The sequence below is a fragment of the Arthrobacter sp. CAN_A2 genome (genome assembly GCF_015752045.1).
GTDB lineage: Bacteria > Actinomycetota > Actinomycetes > Actinomycetales > Micrococcaceae > Arthrobacter_D.
On record NZ_JADOUS010000010.1, the window covers coordinates 38,049 to 63,339 of the forward strand.

The 25,291-nt window shown below is 68.0% G+C and carries 20 protein-coding genes and 1 tRNA gene; 16 read left to right on the forward strand and 5 right to left on the reverse strand.

Features of this window, described 5'->3' with window-relative positions; genetic code table 11:
* Positions 1 to 47: 47 nt before the first annotated feature.
* Together IWX63_RS13505 and IWX63_RS13510 are read right to left on the reverse strand one after the other, a co-directional pair.
* Positions 48 to 305 (reverse strand): hypothetical protein, encoded by a 258-nt coding sequence (locus IWX63_RS13505; RefSeq protein ID WP_199278686.1) that lies wholly within the window; start codon positions 303 to 305, stop codon positions 48 to 50.
* On the reverse strand, positions 302 to 2,053 hold the full coding sequence (locus IWX63_RS13510) for a PspC domain-containing protein (protein WP_199278687.1): 1,752 nt from the start codon (positions 2,051 to 2,053) through the stop codon (positions 302 to 304). The genes IWX63_RS13505 and IWX63_RS13510 overlap by 4 nt, the downstream gene beginning before the upstream one ends.
* A 125-nt stretch (positions 2,054 to 2,178) precedes the next feature.
* Between IWX63_RS13510 and IWX63_RS13515 the strand changes: the two genes are divergently transcribed.
* Both IWX63_RS13515 and IWX63_RS13520 read left to right on the forward strand, forming a co-directional pair.
* Positions 2,179 to 3,561 carry an ATP-binding protein gene (locus IWX63_RS13515; protein WP_199278688.1) on the forward strand — a complete coding sequence of 461 codons (1,383 nt, stop codon included), beginning with the start codon at positions 2,179 to 2,181 and terminating at the stop codon, positions 3,559 to 3,561.
* A 115-nt stretch (positions 3,562 to 3,676) separates the two neighbouring features.
* Positions 3,677 to 4,357 carry a response regulator transcription factor gene (locus IWX63_RS13520; RefSeq protein WP_334685873.1) on the forward strand — a complete coding sequence of 227 codons (681 nt, stop codon included), beginning with the start codon at positions 3,677 to 3,679 and terminating at the stop codon, positions 4,355 to 4,357.
* Positions 4,358 to 4,405: 48 nt separating this feature from the next.
* On the opposite strand, the gene IWX63_RS13525 is transcribed toward IWX63_RS13520, so the two are convergent.
* Positions 4,406 to 5,641 carry a pyridoxal phosphate-dependent aminotransferase gene (locus IWX63_RS13525; protein WP_199278689.1) on the reverse strand — a complete coding sequence of 412 codons (1,236 nt, stop codon included), beginning with the start codon at positions 5,639 to 5,641 and terminating at the stop codon, positions 4,406 to 4,408.
* A gap of 267 nt (positions 5,642 to 5,908) precedes the next feature.
* Here IWX63_RS13525 and IWX63_RS13530 point away from each other — a divergent pair.
* From IWX63_RS13530 to rplL, 7 genes are all read left to right on the forward strand, one after another.
* Positions 5,909 to 5,981, forward strand: a tRNA-Trp gene (locus IWX63_RS13530).
* Between the two features lie 153 nt (positions 5,982 to 6,134).
* Positions 6,135 to 6,392, forward strand: coding sequence for a preprotein translocase subunit SecE (gene secE, locus IWX63_RS13535; RefSeq protein WP_334685874.1), 258 nt, complete (start codon positions 6,135 to 6,137; stop codon positions 6,390 to 6,392).
* Between the two features lie 104 nt (positions 6,393 to 6,496).
* The gene (gene nusG, locus IWX63_RS13540) at positions 6,497 to 7,450 is read left to right on the forward strand and encodes a transcription termination/antitermination protein NusG (RefSeq protein WP_442859132.1); all 954 of its coding nucleotides are present in this window, start codon (positions 6,497 to 6,499) and stop codon (positions 7,448 to 7,450) included.
* Positions 7,451 to 7,572: 122 nt separating this feature from the next.
* Positions 7,573 to 8,004, forward strand: a complete 432-nt coding sequence (gene rplK / locus IWX63_RS13545) for a 50S ribosomal protein L11 (protein ID WP_087030133.1) — start codon at positions 7,573 to 7,575, stop codon at positions 8,002 to 8,004.
* Between the two features lie 145 nt (positions 8,005 to 8,149).
* Positions 8,150 to 8,854, forward strand: a complete 705-nt coding sequence (gene rplA / locus IWX63_RS13550; protein WP_199278691.1) for a 50S ribosomal protein L1 — start codon at positions 8,150 to 8,152, stop codon at positions 8,852 to 8,854.
* Positions 8,855 to 9,317: 463 nt separating this feature from the next.
* Positions 9,318 to 9,920 (forward strand): 50S ribosomal protein L10, encoded by a 603-nt coding sequence (gene rplJ / locus IWX63_RS13555; RefSeq protein ID WP_199278692.1) that lies wholly within the window; start codon positions 9,318 to 9,320, stop codon positions 9,918 to 9,920.
* Positions 9,921 to 9,977: 57 nt separating this feature from the next.
* A complete protein-coding gene (rplL, locus tag IWX63_RS13560; protein WP_199278693.1) occupies positions 9,978 to 10,352 on the forward strand; it encodes a 50S ribosomal protein L7/L12 in 375 nt (124 codons plus the stop codon).
* A 114-nt stretch (positions 10,353 to 10,466) separates the two neighbouring features.
* On the opposite strand, the gene IWX63_RS13565 is transcribed toward rplL, so the two are convergent.
* Together IWX63_RS13565 and idi are read right to left on the reverse strand one after the other, a co-directional pair.
* A complete protein-coding gene (locus IWX63_RS13565; protein WP_199278694.1) occupies positions 10,467 to 11,666 on the reverse strand; it encodes an acetyl-CoA C-acetyltransferase in 1,200 nt (399 codons plus the stop codon).
* A gap of 74 nt (positions 11,667 to 11,740) precedes the next feature.
* Positions 11,741 to 12,349 (reverse strand): isopentenyl-diphosphate Delta-isomerase, encoded by a 609-nt coding sequence (gene idi / locus IWX63_RS13570; protein WP_199278695.1) that lies wholly within the window; start codon positions 12,347 to 12,349, stop codon positions 11,741 to 11,743.
* 123 nt (positions 12,350 to 12,472) lie between these two features.
* Between idi and IWX63_RS13575 the strand changes: the two genes are divergently transcribed.
* From IWX63_RS13575 to rpsG, 7 genes are all read left to right on the forward strand, one after another.
* Complete coding sequence (locus tag IWX63_RS13575) at positions 12,473 to 13,540, forward strand: polyprenyl synthetase family protein (RefSeq protein WP_199278696.1); 1,068 nt, start codon at positions 12,473 to 12,475, stop codon at positions 13,538 to 13,540.
* Between the two features lie 6 nt (positions 13,541 to 13,546).
* Positions 13,547 to 14,440: a phytoene/squalene synthase family protein gene (locus IWX63_RS13580; protein WP_334685875.1), complete on the forward strand. Its 894-nt coding sequence runs from the start codon at positions 13,547 to 13,549 to the stop codon at positions 14,438 to 14,440.
* Positions 14,437 to 16,059: a phytoene desaturase family protein gene (gene crtI, locus IWX63_RS13585; protein ID WP_199278698.1), complete on the forward strand. Its 1,623-nt coding sequence runs from the start codon at positions 14,437 to 14,439 to the stop codon at positions 16,057 to 16,059. The genes IWX63_RS13580 and crtI overlap by 4 nt, the downstream gene beginning before the upstream one ends.
* A 362-nt stretch (positions 16,060 to 16,421) precedes the next feature.
* Positions 16,422 to 19,931, forward strand: a complete 3,510-nt coding sequence (gene rpoB, locus IWX63_RS13590) for a DNA-directed RNA polymerase subunit beta (protein ID WP_199278699.1) — start codon at positions 16,422 to 16,424, stop codon at positions 19,929 to 19,931.
* 187 nt (positions 19,932 to 20,118) lie between these two features.
* Complete coding sequence (locus IWX63_RS13595) at positions 20,119 to 24,012, forward strand: DNA-directed RNA polymerase subunit beta' (RefSeq protein ID WP_199278700.1); 3,894 nt, start codon at positions 20,119 to 20,121, stop codon at positions 24,010 to 24,012.
* Positions 24,013 to 24,372: 360 nt separating this feature from the next.
* Entirely contained in the window at positions 24,373 to 24,747 is a 375-nt protein-coding gene (rpsL, locus tag IWX63_RS13600; RefSeq protein ID WP_043440593.1) for a 30S ribosomal protein S12, read from the forward strand.
* Position 24,748: 1 nt separating this feature from the next.
* Positions 24,749 to 25,219, forward strand: coding sequence for a 30S ribosomal protein S7 (rpsG, locus tag IWX63_RS13605; RefSeq protein ID WP_043440595.1), 471 nt, complete (start codon positions 24,749 to 24,751; stop codon positions 25,217 to 25,219).
* Positions 25,220 to 25,291: the final 72 nt, after the last annotated feature.

Consider the following 25,291-nt stretch of genomic DNA (forward strand, 5'->3'; position numbering starts at 1 on the left):
CGGTTCTGGGGCGAATGGGTAGGTCGTGATCAGTATTCCGGCTGGGATCAGTATCCGGACAGGGTGTCGTCGTGACGTTCGTCCAGGCCGTTCTCGGTCGGCCCGGAGCGCAGGGACAGGATGCCGCCGGTGACGAGCGCCAGGCCGACGCCGACGAGCAGGCCCAGGGCCACGATCACCGGGTCGACGGACAGCTGCACGAACTGGCTGACCAGGAGGAGGGAGGCGATGGCGAGGATCACCGACCCCCAGACGATCGTCACGAGGCGGGGACGGCGTTTCGGTCCGTTCAGGGCGGTGCTCATGGTGTGTCTCCGGTCGGGGTAGGACGGCCGTTCGGTGAGGTGTCGTCGGTCCCGGGTGCGGTGACGATCCTGACGTCGCTCATCGCGCCCCGCACGTCGAGGATGATCGCGGATCCGGTGGCATCGGGGTTCAGTGTCCCGTTCTGCACCTGCAGGACACCGCCGTCGCTCTGTGGCTCCGCGGACGAGCCGTCAGGCCCTTCCAGGGTGCCGCCTGTGCCGACGCTGCCGAGTGCCATCCGCGTGCGGACTTCGACGGGGACGTCGTAGGGCACCACCACGGTGACGGCGCCGGCGAGCGAGTTCACCGGCACCACGAGATCCCCGGACAGAGGGGGCATACGGGTGAGGTCGATGGTGGCCTGCGCGGCGAGGACGCTGTAACCGTTCGAGGCGGTCTGCGGCGAAGCCGGCCCGATCCTCGACTCCTGCGTGATGATCCACGCGCCGCCGCCGATCGTGAAGGACGCGACCAGTGCGCCGATGACGGCGAGTGCCGCCGTGAATCCCACGAACCCGGAGGTCCGCCCGCGGATACCGAGCCCGATGACGCCGAGGGCGAGGACGATGGAGGCCGCTGCGAGGGCGACGACGACCGGATCGGCGAGGTTCAGCATGCCGACGTAGTCGAGGGCGAGGAGGGTCGTCCCGGCGATGAGGGCGCCGCCGACCAGGAGTGCGGTGGCCGGACCGGAAGGCCGGGGCGGCCGGAACCGGCCGACCGGTGGGGGGCCGGTGACGGGACCGGGGTAGGACACCGGATAGGTGGAGCCGGACCAGGACGATGCGCCGGGCTCGTAGGGCAACGGCGGCGTCGCGTGCGCCTGCTCCGTCCACGGGTCCGCCGTGGCCCAGGTGCGGGGCCGGTACGGCAGGGGGACGGTGCGGTGCACGGAAGCGTCGGAAGCGTCGGAAGCGTCGGAAGCGTCGGAAGCGCGGTCGCCGGCCCCGTCATCCCCGGCCCCGTCCGTTCCGCCGACGCGCTCCGGGACGGATCCGATGCGGCCGGCGGACGATGCGGAAGAGCCGGGGGAGCCGGGGGAGCCGTCCCTCGGCGAGTGCGCATCGGAAGGTGCTGCAGGTCCGCCGATATCCGCAGGGGGGCCCGCGGGTCCTTCACCGTCGGGGCCAGCCGAGGGCGGTCCGGTGGGGGCCGGACGGCCCGGCGTGCCCGGCGTCGGTCCGGGTCCTGGCGGTGGCACTGGTCCCCTCCCCGGCCTGTCGGGGTCCGACGGGCCGCCGCGGAGGTCCCGGCGGGCCTGTCCTCCCGCGGAGCGGTTGATGATCCAGTAGACGAAGAGGACGACGGCGCCGATCCAGAAGAGGGTCCACAGCAGGCCACCCGTGCCGCCGCCATCGAGGAAGGGCAGGTTCGGCCGCCAGAGGCCGATCGCCACGAACGCTGCCGCGCCGGTCAGGCCCGAGGTCCAGGAGCCACGGCCGGCCTGCTCCACATGGATGCGCCCGTCGGGCTCGGGGAGCAGTGCCCAGGCGAGCCCGTACAGCAGCACGCCGATACCGCCGAAGACTGCGAGGATCACGATCAGTCCGCGGACGAGTGCGATGTCCAGGCCCGTGCGCAGGGCCACGCCGCCGGCGACTCCGCCGACCCATCGGTCGGGGGCCCGGGTGATGTCGAGGCCCCGCAACCAGCGGAAGAACGACGACGAGTCGGGAGGTCCCGCAGGGTGCGATGCGGCCGGTTCTTCGTGCCAGGACGGCCCGCCTGGTGGTGGTTCTGAGGTCATGCCCCCATCCTTCCCGCCGCCGCCGGGACAGGGCTATCGGGGCCTACCCTGATCGAACCCTGAGTGTGCCCTGAATCTGCTCCGGGACCGTCCCGGAGCGGACCGCAGCGTGCTTTGATGAGGGCATGAGACCCCCGCTGCTCCGCACGTCCGACGGCGTCATCGCCGGCGTCTGTGCGGGCCTCGCAGTTCATCTGGGGATTCCCCGGTCCTGGGTCCGGGTCGGCATGGCGGTCCTGACCCTCGCCTCGGGCGCCGGCGTCTTCCTGTACGCATGGCTCTGGATCTTCGTCCCGACGGCGTCGGACAGGGCCGCGGCGGCGGGACGCCGGAGGGGTCCCGCCGCGTTCATGCACGACGTCGGCGCGACGGGTCCGCAGGCTGGTGCCGACGGTGCGGGCCGGACCACGGACTCCCTCGCCGGGCGAGCCGGCCCGGGAGCGGCCCCCTCCGACACCAATCCCTCGGGCCCGGTCCCAGCGGGAGCACTGCCCGTCGACGCCGACCCGTTCGGCACGGACTCCTGGCGTGACAGGACGGAGCGCTCGGGGCACCGGGAGATCCTGTTCGGGACCGCGCTCTTGGTCGCAGCGGCCGTCGTCGTGGTGCAACTGCTCGGTGTCCGGGTCGACTGGGGCTTCCTCGTCCCGATCGCGGTCGTCGCCACGGGCGCTGCCCTCGCCTGGTCCCAGCTCGACGACGTCCGCCGGGCACGGGTGATGAACCGGGCCGGTGCCGAGCGGGCGGGCGGCGCGCTGCGCCTGTTCGCGGGCATGGTCCTCGTCATCGCGGGGGTCCTCGTCGCTCTCTCCAGCAGCGGTTCGTGGACCCTGACCATGGCCACCCTCGTCGCCGTCCTCGCCGTCCTCGCGGGGGTGGGGCTGGTCCTCGCCCCGTGGGGCCTCAAGTTCTGGCGCGACCTGGAAAGCGAGCAGGCAGCCCGCGTCCGGGAGACGGAGCGTGCCGAGATCGCCGCCCACCTCCACGATTCGGTGCTGCAGACCCTGGCGCTCATCCAGAACCGGGCGGACTCGGAGACGGACGTGCTGCGCCTGGCCCGGGCCCAGGAGCGCGAGTTGCGCCAGTGGCTGTTCGCGGATCCCGGGCGGGACCCCGTCAGCCTCGCCGAGCGGCTCCGCGCCATGGCCGGCGAGATCGAGGACCTGTACGGGCACCCGGTCACCGTCGTCGCCGTGGGCGACGCCGGCCTGGGTCCCGCCGAGGACGCCCTCGCCCAGGCGGCACGGGAAGCCATGCTGAACGCGGCGAAGCACGCGGGGGTCGCCGTGTCGGTGTACCTCGAGGCGGGGCCGGAGACCGTTGAGGTCTTCGTGCGGGACCGCGGCCCGGGCTTCGACCCGGCGGACGTCCCGGCGGACCGCCTGGGCATCCGGGAGTCGATCCACAGCAGGATGCAGCGCCACGGCGGAACGGCGGAACTCCGCAGCGACGCCGATGGCACCGAGGTGCGGCTCCGCCTGCCCCGGGCCACCGGCATCCCCGCATGAGGACGCTGCCCTCCGCCGGGTTCCCGGGCCGCCCGGCGGCAGGATCCGGCACGATGGGACCACAGCCCAGTACGACGACGGCAGGACGGACGGCCGACGGCCGGAGGGGAGACACATGGACCGCGAGAACGCACTGATGGAGGCATCAGCGCCGGGAACCGTCTCCGTGGTCATCGTCGATGACCACGGGATCTTCCGCGCAGGGCTCCGCGCGGCGCTCGGACCCGTGATCCGCGTCCTCGGTGAAGCGGCGACGGTCGAGGAGGCGGAAGCCGTGATCGATGCCACGCGGCCCGACGTCGTCCTCCTCGACGTGCACCTGCCGGGCGGTCGCGGCGGAGGGGGCGCGGAGGTCATCCACCGGTGTTCCCGGCTCGGTGTCCCTTCCCGTTTCCTGGCCCTCAGCGTGTCGGACTCGGCGGAGGACGTCGTCGCCGTCATCCGCGCGGGGGCCCGCGGGTACGTCACCAAGACCATCTCCGCCCCGGAGATCACCGATGCCGTGCAGCGCATCGCCTCGGGCGACGCCGTCTTCTCGCCGCGTCTCGCCGGCTTCGTCCTGGATGCGTTCGGGACGGCGTCGGTTGCCGTCGACGACGAGCTCGATCGTCTGTCCGCCCGCGAACTGGAGGTCATGAGGCTGATCGCCCGGGGCTACAGCTACAAGGAGACGGCCAAGGAGCTGTTCATCTCCGTCAAGACCGTCGAGACCCACGTGTCCGCGGTCCTCCGCAAGCTGCAGCTGTCCTCCCGCCACGAACTCACGCGCTGGGCCACGGAACGCCGCCTGCTCTGACCAGCCGCCGGCCGTGCGCCCGCGCGGCCCGGACGGTTCGCAGTACCGTCAGCGGGCGGAGCCAAGGAACTCCTGCAGTCGACGCACGCCCGTCGCGAGATCCTCGTCCCCGAGGGCGTAGGACAACCGGAGGAAACCGCTGGGTCCGAAGGCCTCGCCGGGAACGACGGCGACCTCCACCTTCTCGAGGATCAGCGCGGCGAGTTCGGCGGACGTGGTGGGCGTGGCGCCGTCGAAGCTCCTACCGAGCAGGCCCCGGACATCCGCGTAGGCGTAGAAGGCGCCGTGCGGCGTGGGACATTCGACGCCCTCGATCGCGTTGAGCCCCGAGACCATGGCACGGCGCCGTCGGTCGAACGCCACCTTCATCTCGTCGACCGCCGTCAACGGACCCGATACCGCGGCGAGGGCGGCCATCTGCGGCACGTTGGAGACGTTCGACGTCGCGTGGGACTGGAGGTTGGTCGCCGCCTTCACGAGATCGTTCGGCCCGATCATCCAGCCCACGCGCCACCCGGTCATCGCGTACGTCTTCGCGACGCCGTTGAGGATCACCACCTTGTCGCCGAGGGCGGGGGCCGCCGTCGCGATCGAGGTGAACGGGACGCCGTCGTATGTCAGGTGCTCGTAGATCTCGTCCGTGACGACCCACAGTCCGCGCGCCGCGGCCCATTCTCCGATCTCCCGCACGGACTCCGGGCCGTACACCGCGCCGGTGGGGTTGGACGGCGAGACGAAGAGGAGCACCTTGGTGCGCGGCGTCAGGGCCGCCGCCAGCTGGTCGACCGTCACGAGGTAGCCCTGCTCGGGGCCGGCGAAGACCTCGACCGGCACGCCGCCGGCGAGGCGGATGGCCTCGGGGTAGGTGGTCCAGAACGGAGTGGGGACGAGGACCTCGTCCCCGGGGTCGAGGAGCGCGGCGAGGGATTGGTACACGGCCTGCTTGCCGCCGTTCGTCACCAGCACCTGGGAGGGATCGACGGCGTAGCCCGAATCGCGCAGCGTCTTGGCGGCGATCGCTTCCCTCAGTTCCGGCAGGCCCGCCGCAGGGGAGTAGCGGTGGAATCGCGGCTGACGGGCAGCCGCGATGGCAGCTTCGACGATGTAGTCCGGTGTGGGGAAGTCGGGCTCGCCCGCGCCGAAGCCGATCACGGGGCGCCCGGCTGCTTTCAGGGCCTTGGCCTTGGCGTCCACGGCGAGTGTCGCGGACTCCGCGATCGAGCCGATCCGTCGGGAGATCCGGGGGAGTGCTGCGCGGGCGGAGTCATCGGTCGTCGCGTTCATCGGGTCCCGTTCCGTGGGGGGCAAGTGTCTCTTCCGAGTTTAGGCGGTGGCACCTGCCCGCACCCGAACAGGGGCGCGGCGACGCCGTAACGCGGATGCGGACGCACCGCCCACCCCGCCCGGACGACGCCGTGCAGGAGGGCTCTCCGCAGCCGGTTCGACGTTCCGGCGGTGAATGCGTAGACTTTATCCTCGGTGTTGAAACACCATGATGGTTCGTGCCCTCCCCGGGCCGTCCGGAGTGGGGCTGTACCGGTTCAAGACCAAAGGGTAGTGGCGCAATTGGTAGCGCAGCGGTCTCCAAAACCGCAGGTTGCAGGTTCGAGTCCTGTCTGCCCTGCGCGTGGCCTTCGCAGAACGACGGCGAAGGCACGGCAGAAACAGATCACGAAGTCCCGGCGCAGGCATCGGTTCCGCGCGGCGGTAAACATGATCAGCTGGACGCGCCACTGGTGGTCCGGCTGGAACACCACACAGATTGATGAGGTTGACGGTGACCGATACGGCTGCGAGCAGCTCCAAGGGAAGCCCCTCCGAGAAGAAGGCTCCCGAGCGCGGCTTCTTCGGACGCATCATGCTGTTCATCCGCCAGGTCCTCGCGGAACTCGGGAAGGTCGTTACGCCGACCCGTCGCGAACTGGTCCGCTTCACCATCACCGTCCTCGTCTTCGTGGTCATCATGATGCTCATCGTGACCGGCCTGGACCTCCTGTTCGGGGCCGGCGCGCTGTGGGTCTTCGCCGGCAGCTGACGCTGCCCCGGGGAATGCCCCGCCGATGTGCCGGAGTCGGTACATCGCGCGGAGTGCAGGCAAGCAGAACAACCTTCGAAGAATGTCAGAAAGCAGGCGGCTAGGTGTCCGAGCAAGAACTCGAACGGCAGATCACTCCCGAAGATGGTCTGGAGAACGAGGAGTACGGGACGGAGGCAGACTCCGCCGACATCGACGTGCCTGCTGACGGCTCCGACGCTGTCGAGGACTCCGCCGGGACCGACTCCGACGAGGCTGATCCCGCCATCGAGGCCACGGCCGTCGATGCCATCGACGAGGCTGCCGCTTCCGACGCCGACACCGCAGATGGTGACGACGCTGCCGACGCAGCTACCGTCCCCGAGGACGCCGATGCTTCCGAGCCGACCGACGAGGACGCCGATGCTTCCGCATCGACCGACGAGGACGCCGATGCCGCCGAGGAGGCTCCCGCCGAGGACCCCGTGGCCGACTTCAAGGCGAAGCTCCGCCGCCAGGAGGGTGACTGGTTCGTCATCCACTCCTACGCCGGTTACGAGAACCGCGTGAAGGCGAACCTCGAGACCCGCATCCAGACACTGGACATGGAAGATTTCATCTTCGAGATCCAGGTCCCGATGGAAGAGGTCGTCGAGATCAAGAACACCACGCGGAAGATCGTCAACCGCGTGCGTATCCCGGGCTACGTGCTGGTCCGCATGGAACTGACCGACGAGTCCTGGGGCGCCGTGCGCCACACTCCCGGTGTCACCGGCTTCGTGGGCAACGCCCACAACCCGGTCCCGCTGAGCCTCTCCGAGGTCTTCTCGATGCTCGAGCACACCATCGTGCACACGGATGCGGTGTCGGGCAAGCCCGTCCAGCCGCAGTTCACCCCCGCCACGGTCAACTTCGAGGTCGGCGAGTCCGTCACCGTCAACGAGGGCCCCTTCGAGACCCTCCCGGCGACGATCTCCGAGATCAAGCACGAGTCGCAGCAGCTCGTCGTGCTCGTCTCGATCTTCGAGCGCGAGACCCCGGTCACGCTGTCCTACAGCCAGGTCACCAAGATCCAGTAAAGCTTCGGTGCGGCCCGGCGTGCTTGGCCGGGAAGTACCGTGAAGGCCGTCACGCCATGACGGCCACCACCCCGCAGGACGCTCCTGTCCGCGGGATCGCAATGCAAGAGAAGGACCCTTTCATGGCCCCCAAGAAAAAGGTCACCGGCCTCATCAAGCTGCAGATCAATGCAGGTGCCGCCAACCCGGCTCCTCCCATCGGTCCCGCACTTGGCCAGCACGGTGTCAACATCATGGAATTCTGCAAGGCATACAACGCCGCCACGGAATCCCAGCGCGGCAACGTCATCCCCGTGGAGATCACGGTGTACGAGGACCGCTCGTTCACGTTCATCACCAAGACCCCGCCGGCAGCCGAACTGATCAAGAAGGCGGCCGGAGTCGCCAAGGGTTCGGGAACGCCCCACACGGTCAAGGTCGCCAAGCTGACCAACGCCCAGGTCGAAGAGATCGCCACCATGAAGATGGAAGACCTCAACGCCAACGACGTCCAGGCAGCCGCGAAGATCATCGCCGGCACCGCCCGGTCCATGGGCATCACGGTCGAGGGCTGACCAGCCCCACCCCGCCCGGTCCGTCCCCGACGGACAGGGCACACCACCATTTCAAGGCACGACGGCGACGCTCCCGCGGACGACGTCGTGAGTGGCAGGGCCCAGCGCGGTCCGCAGACCACGACTGCATAAGGAGAACAAGCAGATGGCACAGCGCAGCAAAGCATACAAGGGAGCTGCCGCGAAGATCGAGGCGGACAAGCAGTACGCCCCCTTCGACGCAGTAGTCCTCGCGAAGGCGACCAACCCTTCCACGTTCGACGCCACGGTCGAGGTGTCCTTCCGTCTCGGAGTGGACCCCCGCAAGGCGGACCAGATGGTCCGCGGCACCGTGAACCTCCCCCACGGCACCGGCAAGACCGCCCGTGTCCTGGTCTTCGCGACCGGCGAGAAGGCAGAGGCTGCCATCGCGGCCGGCGCCGACTTCGTGGGCTCCGACGACATGATCGAGAAGGTCTCCGGCGGCTGGACCGATTTCGACGCAGCCGTCGCGACGCCTGACCTCATGGGCAAGGTGGGACGCCTCGGAAAGATCCTGGGCCCCCGCAACCTGATGCCCAACCCGAAGACCGGAACGGTCACGGCCGACGTCGCGAAGGCCGTCACCGACATCAAGGGTGGCAAGATCGACTTCCGCGTCGACAAGCACTCGAACCTCCACTTCATCATCGGCAAGGTGTCCTTCGACGAGCAGAAGCTGGGCGAGAACTACGCCGCTGCGCTCGAGGAGATCCTCCGCCTGAAGCCCTCCGCTTCGAAGGGCCGCTACATCCAGAAGGCGACCGTCTCGACCACCTTCGGTCCCGGCATCTCCGTCGACCCGAACGTCACCAAGGTCTTCGCCGTCTGAGTGTCGATCATGAAGAAGCCCCGCGGCGTCAGCCGCGGGGCTTCTTCATGTCCGGCCACGGTGGCCGCAGAGGAGTCCCGCGATGATCCTGTCCTCGAGCGACACACGGCCGTCAGGGACGGCCTGCGACAGGCTCCTCCCGGCCGACGACGGCCCGACGATCCCTCCGACTGGCTGCCCACGGGTGCTGCGTCGAGGCCGATTTGGAGAGCCTCCCGCCGTCGCGTAGGCTGGTGGTACCAAAGACCGTCGGTCGATCCACCTCCACTTCCCAGCTGCTCACCCGTGTGCGGCAGGGAAGAAGGATCAGGATCCGAAAGTTCCCGTGAGGGACGGCCTACGTAGGTGAACGAAGCTCCTCTCCACCGGTTACGGCCCGTGTCGAGCAAAGCCCCGTGCATCTGCGCGGGGCGTTTTTTATGGGAGCTGGAAAGCCGGCGCATATTCCCCCGGAAGGAGGGTTATGGCAACGCCAACAAAGGTTTCTGCAGTGGATGAGATCGCCACCGATTTCAAGGATTCCACCGCCGCTGTCCTGACCGAATACCGCGGGCTCACTGTTGCTCAGCTGAAGGACCTGCGTCGTGCACTCGGCACCGACAACAAGTTCTCCGTCGTCAAGAACACCCTGACCGGCATCGCGGCGAAGGAAGCGGGCATCGACGCGTTCGATGGTCAGCTCTCCGGACCCACCGCGATCGCTTTCATCAAGGGTGACGCCGTTGCTGCAGCAAAGAGCCTCACGGATTTCGCGAAAGCCAACCCGAAGCTGATCATCAAGACCGGAATCTTCGAGGGCAAGGCACTCAACGCCTCCGAGGTCATCGCCCTGGCGGCCCTCGAGTCCCGTGAACTCCAGCTCGCCCGGGTGGCAGGTGTCCTCAAGGCACCGATGTCCTCCCTGGCACGCACGGTCGATGCCCTGCGCATCAAGCTCGAGGAGGGAAGCGACGCTGCACCTGCAGCCGATGCCGACGCTCCCGCTGCCACCGAGGAAGCCGCTGCTCCCGCAGAAGCTGCCCCGGAGGCTCCCGTCGAGGAAGCCGCAGCACCCGAAGCGAACTAGTTTCGCCTCGCCCCACACACTCCGGTGCATCGCACCACTAAAGGAAGGACGCCACCCATGGCGAAGCTCACCAACGAAGAGCTCATTGAAGCTTTCAAGGAACTGTCCATCATTGAACTCTCGGACTTCGTGAAGCTGTTCGAGGAGACCTTCGATGTCACCGCTGCCGCCGTTGCAGTTGCCGGCCCCGCCGGTGCCGCAGAGGCCGTCGAAGAGGAGCAGACCGCATTCGACGTCGTCCTCGAGGCTGCAGGCGACAAGAAGATCGCAGTGATCAAGGAAGTTCGCGCGCTCACCTCGCTGGGCCTGAAGGAAGCCAAGGACGTCGTCGACAGCGCCCCCAAGGCCGTCCTCGAAGGCGCCACCAAGGAAGCCGCAGAGAAGGCCAAGGAGGCCCTCGAGGCCGCCGGCGCCACCGTCACCCTCAAGTAACACCCGCTGCGCCCGGGTCCGGTTCACGCCGGACCCTCCGCAGGACGAAAGAGCCCCGCTTCTCGCGAAGCGGGGCTCTTTCGTGTTCTGCGCGGAGATCCGCGGGGGAACGGGTCAGCGCCAGAGGAGGAGGGCCTCGCCCTGGCCGCCTCCGCCGCAGAGGCTGACCGCGGACTTCCCCGTGCCGCGGCGGGTGAGCTCCATGGCTGCATGGAGGGCCAGCCTGGCACCCGAGGCCCCGATGGGGTGGCCGAGCGCGATGGCCCCGCCGTGGATGTTGCACTTCTCGAGCGGATAGTCGAGGTCCTTGAGCGACTGCACGGCGACCGAACCGAACGCCTCGTTGATCTCGATGAAGTCCAGGTCGGCCGCGGACCAGCCAGCGCGGTCGAGGGCCTGCCTGATGGCGGCCGAGGGCTGCGAGTGGAGCGAGTTGTCCGGCCCCGCCACCTGGCCGGGGCGCCCGACGACCGCGAGCACCGTGAGCCCGAGCTCCTCGGCATAGGCCCGGGTGGTGACGACGAGCGCTGCTGCGCCGTCGGAGAGCGGGGAGGAATTGCCGGCCGTGATCGCGCCGTCCGGGTTGAACGCCGGACGCAGTTTCGCGAGCGACTCCACGCTCGTCGTCGGGCGGATGCCTTCGTCGGCCGTGAGGACGACGTCGTCGCCCTTGCGCTGCCGCACGGTCACCGGGACGATCTCCTCCGCGAGGACCCCGCTGTCCGTCGCGGCGGCCGCCCGCTGGTGCGAGGCTGCCGCGACCGAGTCCTGGGCCGTGCGGTCGATCTCGAGCCGCACGTTGCCGCGTTCGGTCGAGGCTCCCATCGACTCCTGGTCGAACGCATCGGTCAGGCCGTCGTGGGCCACGGAGTCCAGGGCCTGGAGGGACCCGTAGGTCCAGCCCTGGCGGGAGCCCGGCAGCAGGTGCGGCCCGCGCGTCATGGACTCCTGCCCGCCGGCGACGACGACACGCGCCTCTCCGCTGCGGACCAGCCGCGCGGCGTCGATCACGGCCGTGAGACCGGAGAGGCACACCTTGTTCAGGGTGACCGCAGGGACGTTCCAGGGGATCCCCGCCTTGACGGCCGACTGCCGTGCGGGATTCTGCCCGCACCCGGCCTGCACCACGTGGCCCATGATGACGGCATCCACGGCGGAGGGGTCGACCCCCGCCCGCTCCAGCGCACCGGCGATGGCCAGCGCACCGAGGTCGACGGCGGTGAAGGAGGCGAGCTGTCCGTTGAGGCGCCCGAGGGGTGTGCGGGCTCCGCCGACGAGAACGACGTCGTCGGGGGTTGGCGTGGGTGTCGCCATGGCGAAACTCTCTTTCGTCGTTGAAATGGTGCCGCTACCAGATTAGGGCCTGGCCCCTCCGCCCCCGACCGGGCTCAGCCGCGGTCGAGCGGACCCGGACCGTCCACGCCCTGCGGGTAGAGCAGCGGGAGCTGCAGCGTCAGCCAGGGGCTGAACGCCCAGGGGGTCGCCGTCACGGCGCGCACCAGCCCGGCTGCGTCGACCCACTGGTAGTCCATGACCTCCTCGGGCAGGGGAGCGACGGCGCTGTCGGCGACCGCCGTGTAGACGGGGCAGATCTCGTTCTCGACGATCCCGCCGGCATCCACGGCCCGGTAGCGGAAGTCCGGCAGTGCGGCCCGGATGTCACGGACGCTGAATCCGAGCTCCTGCGCGGCACGGCGATGCACCGCGTCCTCGAAATCCTCCCCCGGAGCGGGGTGCCCGCAGAAGGAGTTGGTCCACACGCCGGGCCAGGCTTTCTTGCCGAGCGCGCGCCGCGTCACGAGGATTCGCCCCTCGGCGTCGAACACGTGGGTCGAGAACGCCAGGTGGAGCGGCGTGTCGAGGGTGTGGACGGTCGATTTCTCCTGCGTCCCGAGCGGCGTGCCGTCCTCCGCCAGCAGCACGACGAGTTCTGCGTCCCCGCGCGTCCGGCCCCCTTCGGCCCCACCCTGCTGAATGGTTCCTGTTTCGCTCGCCATGATGGCTCTCTTTCCGCTGGTTGTCCGCGCGCCCCGCAGGGCGCGGCGTCGCCGGGTGTCCGGTCCGGCTGCATCCGCCCTCGCGTGTCGTCAACGGCGCACTTTCCGTTGTTTACTTTACCTATGGACATGGACACTCTGCTGGTCGAGCCCGCCGGGCTGGAACAGGTCGAGGATGCCCTCGGGAGGTTCTTCGAGGAGTCCAAGAACCGCGCCGCGAAGATCGGCCCCGGCTACCACGCCCTGTGGGAGACCCTCGAGCGCTGCACCACGGGCGGCAAGCGCTTCCGCCCCCGCCTGGTGATGTCCGCGTATCAGATGCTCGGCGGACGTGACCTCGACAACGCGGCCGAGCTCGGCGCGGCGTTCGAGCTCCTCCACACGGCCCTGATCGTGCACGACGACGTGATCGACCGCGACTTCGTCCGCCGAGGCATCCCGAACGTGTCCGGCCGCTACCGCAGCGTGGCCGAGGCAGCCGGCCTGTCCCCGGACGGCGCCCGTCACGTGGGCCTCTCCGCGGGGGTCATCGCCGGCGACCTCGCCCTGTCCAACGCCTACCGCCTGCTCGACCGGGTCACGGCCGCGCCCGTCACGCGACGCCGGCTGGGGCACATCCTCGACGAGGCGGTGTTCGCCTCGGCGGCCGGGGAGTTCCTCGACGTCGAGACCTCCCTCAGCGCCGACGTCCCCCCGCTCGAGGACATCGTCCAGATGGCCCGCCTCAAGACCTCGGTGTACTCGTTCGAGGGACCGCTCCAGGCCGGCGCCGTCCTCGCCGGAGCGGATGAGGAAGTGGTCGAACGGCTCGGCGACTTCGGGCGCGACGCCGGGATCGCCTACCAGATCGCCGACGACCTGCTCGGCGTCTTCGGCAGCGAGACCCGCACCGGGAAGACGAACTGGGGCGACCTCCGCGAGGGCAAGCGCACGGCGCTCCTGTCCTACGTGTCCGCGCGCCCCGAGTGGGAGAGCATCTCCTCGCTCGTCGGTAGCCCCGGCATGTCGGCGTCCGACGCCGATTTCGTCCGGCGCATCCTGGTCGACAGCGGGGCGAGGGACTACTCCGCCGATCTCGCCGCCCAGTACGCGTCCCGGGCCCGCATGCACCTCGATTCCGCCGCGGTGCCGGACGCGCTGCGCTCCGCGCTCGAACCCGTGGTGACGGCCGTCGTGGACAGGGTGCACTGAGTGGGCGTGGACGATTCGCTCGCGCGCTACAGTGACGCCGCGCTGAAGACCTCCGCCGAGGTCATCCGCAGCTACTCGACCTCCTTCGGCCTGGCCTCACGGATCCTCGACCGCACCACGCGCAGCTCCATCGAAGCCGTTTACGCCCTCGTGCGCGTGGCGGACGAGATCGTCGACGGCGCCGCTGCCGGGGCCGGCCTCTCCGACGCGGACGTCGAGCGGTTGCTCGACGACCTGGAGCGGGACACCGAGACCGCGATGGCCACGGGCTACAGCACCAACCTCGTGGTGCACGCGTTCGCGATCACGGCCAGGAGCACCGGGATCGACGTCGATCTCACCCGGCCCTTCTTCGCCTCGATGCGCGCCGACATCACCCAGCAGGAACACACCCAGGAATCCTTCGACCTGTACGTCTACGGCTCCGCCGAGGTCGTCGGACTCATGTGCCTGAAGACCTTTTTGGTGGGCCGGGCCGTCACACCCGAGGAGGACGCCGTCCTGGTGGACGGCGCCCGGCACCTGGGCGCGGCCTTCCAGAAGATCAACTTCCTGCGCGACCTCGCCGAGGACTTCACGACCCTCGGACGCAGCTACTTCCCGGGCATCCGGCCCGGCAATTTCACCGAGGCGGACAAGAACCGCCTGCTGGACGACATCGACGAGGACCTGCGGATCTCGGCCGTCGCGCTGCCGGGGCTGCCCCCGACGCCGCGCCGCGCCGTCGCCCTCGCCCAGGGCCTGTTCACCGACCTCGCGGCGCGCCTCCGGCGCACACCCGCCGACGAACTCCTGCGGGCACGGATCCGGGTTCCCAACCCGGTGAAGTTCCGCATCATGGCGCAAGCCTTCACCGGTCGCGCGGTACCGGAACCAGCCGCGCAGGAGAGGACGGCATGACCGCACAGCACAGCAGGCGCGCACGCGTGGGGGCGAAGGACGTCGTCGTGATCGGCGGCGGGATCGGGGGGTTGGCGACGTCGGCCCTGCTGGCGCGGGAGGGCCACCGTGTCACCCTGCTGGAGAAGCAGGACGAGGTCGGCGGCCGGGCGGGGTCCTGGGAGCAGGACGGCTTCCGTTTCGACACCGGCCCGTCCTGGTACCTGATGCCCGAGGTGATCGACCACTTCTTCACCCTCATGGGGACGAGTGCCGCCGAGCAGCTCGAGCTGGTCAGGCTCGACCCCGGCTACCGCGTGATCTTCGAGGAGGGCTTCGACGCCGTCGACGTCCCTGCGGACCGCGAGGCCGTCACCAAGCTCTTCGAGTCCATGGAGGAAGGGGCCGGGGCGCAGCTCTCGAAGTACCTCGACTCCGCCGAGGACGCCTACGAGATCGCCAAGAAGCGCTTCCTCTACTCGACCTTCCAGTCCTTCCTCCCGTTCATCCGTCCCGACGTCCTCAAGCGACTGCCCCGCATCGGGACACTCCTCCTGCAGCCGCTGCAGTCGTTCGTCGAGAAGCAGTTCAAGGATCCCCGCATCCAGCAGATCCTCGGGTACCCGGCGGTCTTCCTCGGCAGCTCGCCCTTCGACGCCCCGAGCATGTACCACCTGATGAGCCACCTCGACCTCGACGACGGCGTGCTGTACCCGATGGGCGGCTTCACGACGCTCATCGAGGCGATGCGCCGCGTCGCCACGGAAGCCGGCGTCGAGATCCGCACCGGCGCGAGCGTCGTCTCGATCGACACCGACGCACGCACGCCCGGGCGGTCGCCACTGGATCGTCAGGTGGCGACGGTGCGGGCGGTCACCTACCGCACCGCGGGCACGACGACGTCGATCGCCGCCGACATCGTGGTTTCCGCAGCGGACCTCCACCACACGGAGACCACCCTCCTGCCGGAGAACCTGCAGACCTACCCGGAGAAGTACTGGCAGAAGCGCGTCCCCGGACCGAGCGCGCTGCTGCTGTACCTGGGCGTGCGCGGTGCCCTCCCGCAGCTCGAACACCACACGCTGCTGTTCACCACGGACTGGCGGGACAACTTCGGGCGGATCTTCGGCAAGGAGACCTCGGTGCCCTCTCCGGCGTCGCTCTACGTCTGCCGTCCCAGCGCGACGGACGACTCCGTGGCGCCGGAAGGCCACGAGAACGTCTTCGTGCTCGTGCCCATCCCGGCGGACGTCGGGATCGGCAAGGGCGGGCTCGAGCGCGGGGGAGACCCGCGGGTCGAGGATCTCGCCGACGCCGTCATCGGCCAGATCTCCGAATGGGCGGGCATCCCCGATCTCGCCGAGCGCATCGTCGTCCGGCGGAGCTACGGCCCGCAGGACTTCGCGGACGACCTCAACGCCTGGCGGGGGACCTCCCTCGGGCCTGCGCACATCCTGAAGCAGAGCGCGTTCTTCCGCGGCTCCAACCGCAGCGCGAAGGTCGGGAACCTGTTCTACGCAGGCAGTTCCACCGTGCCGGGCATCGGCATCCCGATGTGCCTGATCAGTGCCGAACTGATCGTCAAGAGGCTGCGCGGCGACGTGAGCACGGGGCCGCTGCCCGAGCCCGCCGCTGGCTAGGGATCCTGTCCGGGGACGGAGGCCACCCGACGGGACCGGGTCATGCACCGGCGTCTCCACGCACCGACTTCCCTGGGCACCTGTTTCAAGAAGGCGGGCGCGGCGGGCTTGACGGAAAAGGGGGAGAGGGGCTATTGGACTTTCCCCTGCCGTTCCCGTAATGTAGGTCTTTGCGTCTTCCCTCTAACCTCAGCCTTCATATAGCGGTGGGCTTTGCTCTGCTCTCGTCGTTTAACCTGGCCACACGGTTGGGACGGATGTGAGCAGACTCGGGTGAGCACTGAGATCCCCGCAGCATCCTGCGGTGGCGGTGCTGAGGTGAAAGCGCTGACAAGCCTGACGGTCTGTGGAAGGATCCCCTCTTGGTCGCCCCGAGCACCTCTAATAATGCAACCGCTACCAGCCAGGTCGACGCCGACGGCGCCGCACCACGGCTCTCATTCGCAAAGATTCACGAACCGCTTGACGTTCCCAATCTCCTCGCGCTCCAGACGGACAGTTTCGACTGGCTCGTCGGCAACGAGCGCTGGAAGGCCCGCGTAGAGGAAGCGCTCGAGAAGGGGCTGCAGGGCTTCGCCACCACGTCCGGCCTCGCGGACATCTTCGAGGAGATCTCCCCGATCGAGGACTTCCAGGGCACCATGTCCCTGAGTTTTTCCGAGCCCGAGTTCGCCGACCCCAAGTACACGATGGCCGAGTGCAAGGATCGCGACGCGACCTACTCCGCCCCGCTGTACGTCAAGGCCGAGTTCATGAACAACAACACGGGTGAGATCAAGCAGCAGACCGTGTTCATGGGTGACTTCCCCCTCATGACCGACAAGGGCACCTTCGTCATCAACGGCACCGAGCGTGTCGTCGTGTCGCAGCTCGTCCGTTCGCCGGGTGCCTACTTCGAGCGCACCGCCGACAAGACCAGCGACAAGGACATCTTCAGCGCGAAGATCATCCCGTCGCGTGGTGCCTGGTTCGAGCTCGAGATCGACAAGCGCGACCAGGTCGGCGTCCGCCTCGACCGCAAGCGCAAGCAGTCCGTCACCGTGCTCCTCAAGGCGCTCGGCTGGACCGAGGGCCAGATCCTCGAGGAGTTCGGCCAGTACGACTCCATCCGCGCCACCATGGAGAAGGACGCCACGGAGACCCGCGAGGACGCCCTCCTGGACATCTACCGCAAGCTGCGACCGGGAGAGCCCCCCACGGTCGAGGCTGCCCAGACCCTCCTGGACAACCTGTACTTCAACCCGAAGCGCTACGACCTCGCGAAGGTCGGCCGGTACAAGATCAACCGGAAGCTCGGCATCGACAAGGCTCTCACGGATTCCGACGCGTCGGTCCTGAACATCGACGACATCGTCGCGATGATCAAGTTCCTGGTCGCGCTGCACGCCGGCGAGAAGACCCTCGGCGGCAAGCGCGACGGCGGGGAGGTCGAGCTGCGCGTGGAGGTCGACGACATCGACCACTTCGGCAACCGCCGCATCCGCGCAGTGGGCGAGCTCATCGAGAACCAGGTCCGCACGGGCCTGTCCCGCATGGAGCGCGTCGTCCGCGAGCGCATGACCACGCAGGACGTCGAAGCGATCACGCCGCAGACCCTGATCAACATCCGCCCCGTTGTGGCCGCGATCAAGGAGTTCTTCGGAACCTCCCAGCTCTCGCAGTTCATGGACCAGAACAACCCCCTCGCCGGCCTGACGCACAAGCGTCGCCTGTCCGCGCTGGGCCCGGGTGGTCTGTCCCGTGACCGTGCAGGCATGGAAGTCCGCGACGTCCACCCGTCGCACTACGGACGCATGTGCCCGATCGAGACCCCTGAAGGCCCGAACATCGGCCTCATCGGTTCGCTCGCCTCGTACGGCCGGATCAACGCGTTCGGCTTCATCGAGACCCCGTACCGCAAGGTCGTCGACGGCATCGTCACCGAGCAGATCGACTACCTGACCGCCGACGACGAGGTGGAGCGCCTCATCGCCCAGGCGAACGCCCCCCTCGCCGCCGACAACACGTTCGTCGAGGACACGGTCCTCGTGCGGACCCGCGGTGGTTCCGGTGAGCCCGTGCTCGTCGTACCCGGCGAGGTCGAGTACATGGACGTCTCGCCGCGCCAGATGGTGTCCGTCGCGACTGCGATGATCCCGTTCCTGGAGCACGACGACGCCAATCGCGCCCTCATGGGTGCGAACATGCAGCGCCAGGCTGTGCCCCTGCTCCGTTCCGAGCGTCCCCTCGTGGGCACCGGCATGGAGAAGAACGCAGCCGTCGACGCCGGTGACGCCGTCACCGCGACGAAGGCCGGCGTGGTCAAGGAGGTGTCGGCCGACCTGGTCAGCATCCTCAACGACGACGGCACCGAGACGAACTACCCGATCATGAAGTTCGCCCGCTCCAACCAGGGCAACGCGTACAACCAGCGCGTCCTGGTCGCCGAGGGTGACCGCGTCGAGTACAACACGATCATCGCCGACGGTCCCTCCACGGACCAGGGCGAGCTCGCGCTCGGCAAGAACATGCTCGTCGCGTTCATGTCCTGGGAGGGTCACAACTTCGAGGACGCGATCATCCTGTCGCAGCGCATCGTCTCCGACGATGTCCTGACGTCGATCCACATCGAGGAGCACGAAGTCGATGCCCGCGACACCAAGCTCGGTGCCGAGGAGATCACGCGCGACATCCCGAACGTCTCGGAAGAGGTCCTCGGAGCCCTCGACGAGCGCGGCATCATCCACATCGGTGCCGAGGTCGAGGCTGGAGACATCCTCGTGGGCCGTGTCACCCCCAAGGGCGAGACGGAACTGACCCCCGAGGAGCGTCTGCTGCGCGCGATCTTCGGCGAGAAGAGCCGCGAGGTCCGCGACACCTCGCTCAAGGTCCCCCACGGCGAGTCCGGAACGGTCATCGGCGTGCGCATCTTCGACCGCGACAACGACGACGAGCTGCCCCCGGGCGTCAACCAGCTGGTCCGCGTGTACGTGGCCCAGAAACGCAAGATCACCGACGGCGACAAGCTCGCAGGCCGCCACGGCAACAAGGGGGTCATCTCGAAGATCCTGCCGATCGAGGACATGCCGTTCCTCGAGGACGGCACGCCCGTCGACATCGTCCTGAACCCGCTGGGTGTCCCGGGCCGCATGAACGTCGGGCAGGTCCTCGAGATCCACCTCGGCTGGGCAGCCAAGCAGGGCTGGAAGATCGAGGGCGAGCCCGAGTGGCTGAAGAACCTCCCGAACCTTCCCCGGGAGATCTCCACGACCACCGTCGCGACCCCCGTGTTCGACGGCGCCACCGAGGACGAGATCGTCGGCCTGCTCGGCTCCACGAACGTCACCCGCGACGGACACCGCCTCATCGGCGAGTCCGGCAAGGCGCGACTGTTCGACGGCCGCTCCGGCGAGCCGTTCCCGGACCCGATCTCCGTCGGTTACATGTACATCCTGAAGCTCCACCACCTGGTGGACGACAAGATCCACGCGCGCTCCACCGGCCCGTACTCGATGATCACGCAGCAGCCGCTGGGTGGTAAGGCACAGTTCGGCGGCCAGCGCTTCGGTGAGATGGAAGTCTGGGCCCTCGAGGCCTACGGCGCGGCCTACACGCTGCAGGAACTCCTGACCATCAAGTCGGACGACATCCACGGACGCGTCAAGGTGTACGAGGCCATCGTCAAGGGCGAGAACATCCCCGAGCCGGGCGTTCCCGAGTCCTTCAAGGTCCTGATCAAGGAGATGCAGTCGCTCTGCCTGAACGTGGAAGTCCTCTCCACCGACGGCACGACGATCGAGATGCGTGACTCGGATGAAGAAGTCTTCCGGGCCGCGGAGGAACTGGGCATCGACCTCTCACGGGCCGAGCCGAGTTCTGTCGAAGAGGTCTAGGTTCCACGCACCGGTTCAGTCCGGTGCCCGGAACGGCGGCAACGAAATTTCTGGCGGCCGCCGGGCGGCCTTGAAATATTAAAGCCGCCTTCCTCCGGGCACCTCCCTGAACCGGTGCGCACCTGGCTTATCGCCGCACCCCATAAGACTTCAAGAATTTAGAGAACAAAGAGAGAACAGGGACCCTATGTCCAGCGAATCCTCCTTCGGCCTCATGCGAATCGGCCTTGCCACCGCGGACGAAATCCGCGGCTGGTCGTACGGCGAGGTCAAGAAGCCGGAAACCATCAACTACCGCACGCTCAAGCCCGAGAAGGACGGCCTCTTCTGCGAGAAGATCTTCGGCCCTTCCCGCGACTGGGAGTGCTACTGCGGCAAGTACAAGCGCGTGCGCTTCAAGGGCATCATCTGTGAGCGCTGCGGCGTCGAGGTGACGCGTGCCAAGGTGCGCCGAGAGCGCATGGGGCACATCGAGCTCGCCGCTCCCGTCACGCACATCTGGTACTTCAAGGGCGTGCCCTCGCGCCTCGGCTACCTCCTCGACCTGGCTCCGAAGGACCTCGAGAAGGTCATCTACTTCGCCGCCTACATGATCACCGCGGTCGACGAGGAGAACCGCCACGCCGAACTGCCGAACCTCCAGGCCGAGCACGACCTCGAGAAGAAGCAGATGACGGACCAGCGCGACTCCGATATCGCCGCGATCGCCAAGGACCTCGAGGACGAGCTCGCCCGCCTCGAAGGAGAAGGCGCCAAGGCTGCCGACAAGAAGAAGGCCCGCGACTCGGCCGACCGCCAGATGGCGAACGTCCGCAAGCGTGCCGACGCCGACATCGAGCGCCTCGTGCAGGTCTGGGAACGCTTCAAGACCCTGAAGGTCGCAGACCTCGAGGGCGACGAAGGCCTCTACCGCGAGCTGCGCGACCGCTACGGCCTGTACTTCGAGGGCTCCATGGGTGCCGAGGCGATCAAGAAACGCCTCGAGAACTTCGACATGCCGGCCGAGGCCGAGATGCTCCGCGACATCATCCAGAACGGCAAGGGACAGCGCAAGACACGCGCCCTGAAGCGCCTCAAGGTGGTCAACGCGTTCCTGACGACGACGAACAGCCCGCTGGGCATGGTCCTCGACGCCGTCCCGGTGATCCCGCCGGAACTGCGCCCGATGGTCCAGCTCGACGGCGGCCGTTTCGCGACGTCCGACCTCAACGACCTGTACCGTCGCGTCATCAACCGCAACAACCGCCTGAAGCGCCTGCTCGACCTCGGGGCTCCCGAGATCATCGTGAACAACGAGAAGCGCATGCTCCAGGAAGCCGTCGACTCCCTGTTCGACAACGGTCGTCGCGGCCGTCCGGTCACCGGACCGGGCAACCGTCCCCTGAAGTCCCTCTCGGACATGCTCAAGGGCAAGCAGGGTCGTTTCCGCCAGAACCTCCTCGGCAAGCGCGTCGACTACTCGGGCCGATCGGTCATCGTCGTCGGCCCGCAGCTGAAGCTGCACCAGTGCGGTCTGCCCAAGCAGATGGCCCTCGAGCTCTTCAAGCCGTTCGTGATGAAGCGCCTGGTGGACCTCAACCACGCGCAGAACATCAAGAGTGCCAAGCGCATGGTCGAGCGGTACCGCCCTCAGGTGTGGGACGTCCTCGAGGAGATCATCACCGAGCACCCCGTGCTGCTGAACCGTGCACCCACCCTGCACCGCCTCGGCATCCAGGCGTTCGAGCCGCAGCTCGTCGAAGGCAAGGCGCTCCAGCTCCACCCGCTCGTCTGTGGTGCGTTCAACGCGGACTTCGACGGCGACCAGATGGCAGTCCACCTGCCGCTGAGCCCCGAGGCCCAGGCCGAGGCGCGCATCCTGATGCTCTCCTCGAACAACATCCTGAAGCCTTCCGACGGCCGTCCGGTCACCCTGCCCTCGCAGGACATGATCATCGGTCTGCACCACCTCACCACCAAGCGTGAGGGAAGTGCCGGCGAAGGCCGCGTCTTCACGAGCATGGCCGAGGCCGTCATGGCCTTCGACATGGGCTCCCTCCACCTCAACTCGGTGGTCCGGATCCGCGTCGACAACTTCGTGCCCAGCGCAGACATCGCCGCTCCCGAAGGCTGGGAGCCGGGCACGCCCGCACTGATCGAGACGTCGCTCGGGCAGGTCCTGTTCAACGAGACGCTTCCCCTGGACTACCCCTGGGTGGAGAAGGTCGCTGACAAGGGCCAGCTCTCGACGATCGTCAACGACCTCGCGGAGCGGTACCCGAAGGTGGTCACGGCGGCGACGCTGGACAACCTGAAGGACGCCGGTTTCTACTGGGCCACCCGCTCGGGCGTCACCGTCGCGATCTCGGACATCTCCGCGCCGATCAACAAGGCCGGCATCATGGAGGGCTACGAGACACAGGCCGCCAAGGTCCAGTCGCAGTTCGACAAGGGCCTCATCGCCGACGAGGAGCGCCGCCAGGAGCTCATCGACATCTGGAACAAGGCCACCAACGAGGTCGCAGCATCCATGCGCGCCGCGATGCCGAAGGACAACACCATCAACCGCATGGTGTCCTCCGGCGCACGAGGCAACTGGCTGCAGGTCCGCCAGATCGCCGGTATCCGTGGCCTCGTGGCCAACCCCAAGGGCGAGATCATCCCGCGTCCGATCAAGTCCTCGTATCGCGAGGGCCTGTCGGTCCTGGAGTACTTCATCGCCACGCACGGTGCCCGTAAGGGTCTCGCCGATACCGCGCTGCGTACCGCCAACTCGGGGTACCTGACGCGTCGCCTCGTCGACGTCTCGCAGGACGTCATCGTCCGCGAGGACGACTGCGGCACCGAGCGTGGGCTCAAGGTCACCATCGCGGTGCCGAACGCCGACGGTGAACTGGTCCTGCACGAAGAGGTCGAGAACTCGGCGTACGCCCGTACGCTGGCCACCGACGTCGTCGACTCCAAGGGCAAGGTGCTCGCTGCCGCGGGCTCCGACCTCGGAGACGTGGTCATCGGTGAACTGTTCGAAGCGGGCATCACCGACATCAAGGTCCGCTCCGTCCTCACCTGTGAGTCCAGCGTCGGCACCTGCGCCCTCTGCTACGGACGGTCGCTCGCGACCGGCAAGACCGTGGACATCGGAGAGGCCGTCGGGATCATCGCCGCGCAGTCCATCGGTGAGCCCGGCACCCAGCTGACGATGCGAACCTTCCACACCGGTGGTGTCGCGTCGGCGGAGGACATCACCCAGGGTCTGCCCCGTATCCAGGAGCTCTTCGAGGCGCGTACCCCCAAGGGTGTCGCCCCGATCTCCGAGGTCGCAGGGCGCGTCACCATCGAGGATGCCGAGAAGCAGCTCCGCCTGGTGGTCACCCCCGACGACGGCTCCGAGGAGATCGCGTACCCGGTCCTGCGCCGTGCACGCCTCCTCGTGTCCGACGGCGAGCACGTCGAGGTCGGGCAGCAGCTCGTCTTCGGCGCGGTCGACCCGAAGCAGATCCTCCGGATCCTCGGCCCCCGCAAGGCCCAGGAATTCCTGGTTGACGAGGTCCAGCGCGTGTACCGCAGCCAGGGTGTGGGCATCCATGACAAGCACGTGGAAGTCATCGTCCGCCAGATGCTGCGTCGCGTCACCGTGATCGAGTCCGGCGAGTCGGACCTGCTCCCGGGTGAGCTGGCCGAGCGTCGCCGCTTCGAGGACGAGAACCGCCGCGTGGTGTCCGAGGGCAAGAACCCGGCTTCAGGCCGTCCCGAGCTCATGGGCATCACCAAGGCGTCGCTCGCCACCGAGTCGTGGCTGTCCGCCGCTTCCTTCCAGGAGACCACGCGTGTCCTCACGCAGGCCGCCATGGAAGGCAAGAGCGACCCGCTGCTCGGCCTCAAGGAGAACGTCATCATCGGTAAGCTCATCCCGGCCGGCACCGGCCTGGACCGCTACACGAAGGTCACGGTCGAGCCCACCGAGGAAGCCAAGGCAAACCTCTTCACCGGTCCGAGCGCGTTCAGCGACTTCGACTACGCCGGTGTCGAGGGCGGCCTGAGCCCCGAGTTCCACGCGATCCCGCTGGACGACTACGACATGGGCAACAGCGACTTCCGCTGAGCCGAACCGCCCATGAGGAAGGCCCCGGACCCTGTGGTCCGGGGCCTTCCCGCGTCCACCCCTACCACGCGCGGGAGGCACCCCGGTCCGGGGGCACGCCCGATCTCTGGTAGACTCGGGACCAATTGTTTGTGTGGCAGTGGATCGGCGTTGAGAAACGTATCTCCGTGTTGTACGTAAGTTGTACAGCGAATGCCACATTTTCGCACGCCTACAGTCGTTCTGCGGCAGCATATCCGTCGGTGGTGCGCCAAACGACCGATCATCCCGACCTGTGGACGGTGCGGCGCTGAGAAGCCGCCGCAACCGCTGGGTAGGGCGACACAGATCTCATCTTCAGACATTACGGAGAACACGAAAGTGCCTACGATTAACCAGCTGGTCCGCAAGGGCCGGACACCTAAGGTCTCCAAGACCAAGGCGCCCGCACTGAAGGGCAGCCCCATGAAGCGCGGCGTCTGCACCCGCGTCTACACCACTACCCCGAAGAAGCCGAACTCGGCCCTCCGCAAGGTTGCCCGTGTACGCCTCAACGGTGGCATCGAAGTCACCGCCTACATCCCCGGCGTCGGTCACAACCTCCAGGAACACTCCATCGTGCTCGTGCGCGGCGGTCGTGTGAAGGACCTCCCGGGTGTCCGCTACAAGATCGTCCGTGGCGCACTCGATACCCAGGGTGTGAAGAACCGCAAGCAGGCTCGCAGCCGCTACGGCGCGAAGATGGAGAAGAAGTAATATGCCTCGTAAGGGCCCGGCCCCGAAGCGGCCGCTCGTTGTAGATCCCGTCTACGGTTCCCCCCTGGTCACGCAGCTGATCAACAAGGTGCTGGTCGACGGCAAGAAGTCCACCGCAGAGCGCATCGTGTACGGCGCACTCGAAGGTGCGCGTGCCAAGTCCGGCGGCGACCCCGTCGCAGCGCTGAAGAAGGCCATGGACAACGTGAAGCCAACCCTCGAGGTCCGCTCACGTCGTGTCGGTGGCGCCACCTACCAGGTCCCCGTCGAGGTCAAGCCCGGTCGTTCAACCGCACTGGCCCTCCGCTGGCTCGTGGGCTACTCCAAGGCCCGCCGCGAGAAGACGATGACCGAGCGCCTGCAGAACGAGATCCTGGATGCGTCCAACGGTCTCGGTGCAGCAGTCAAGCGCCGCGAGGACACGCACAAGATGGCCGAGTCGAACAAGGCCTTCGCACACTACCGCTGGTAGCAGCTCTGCCGGCCGGGCGCTTACCCCCTCGGGGGCAGCCCGGCCGGCGGTCCAGCAGAACTCCATTTTCGT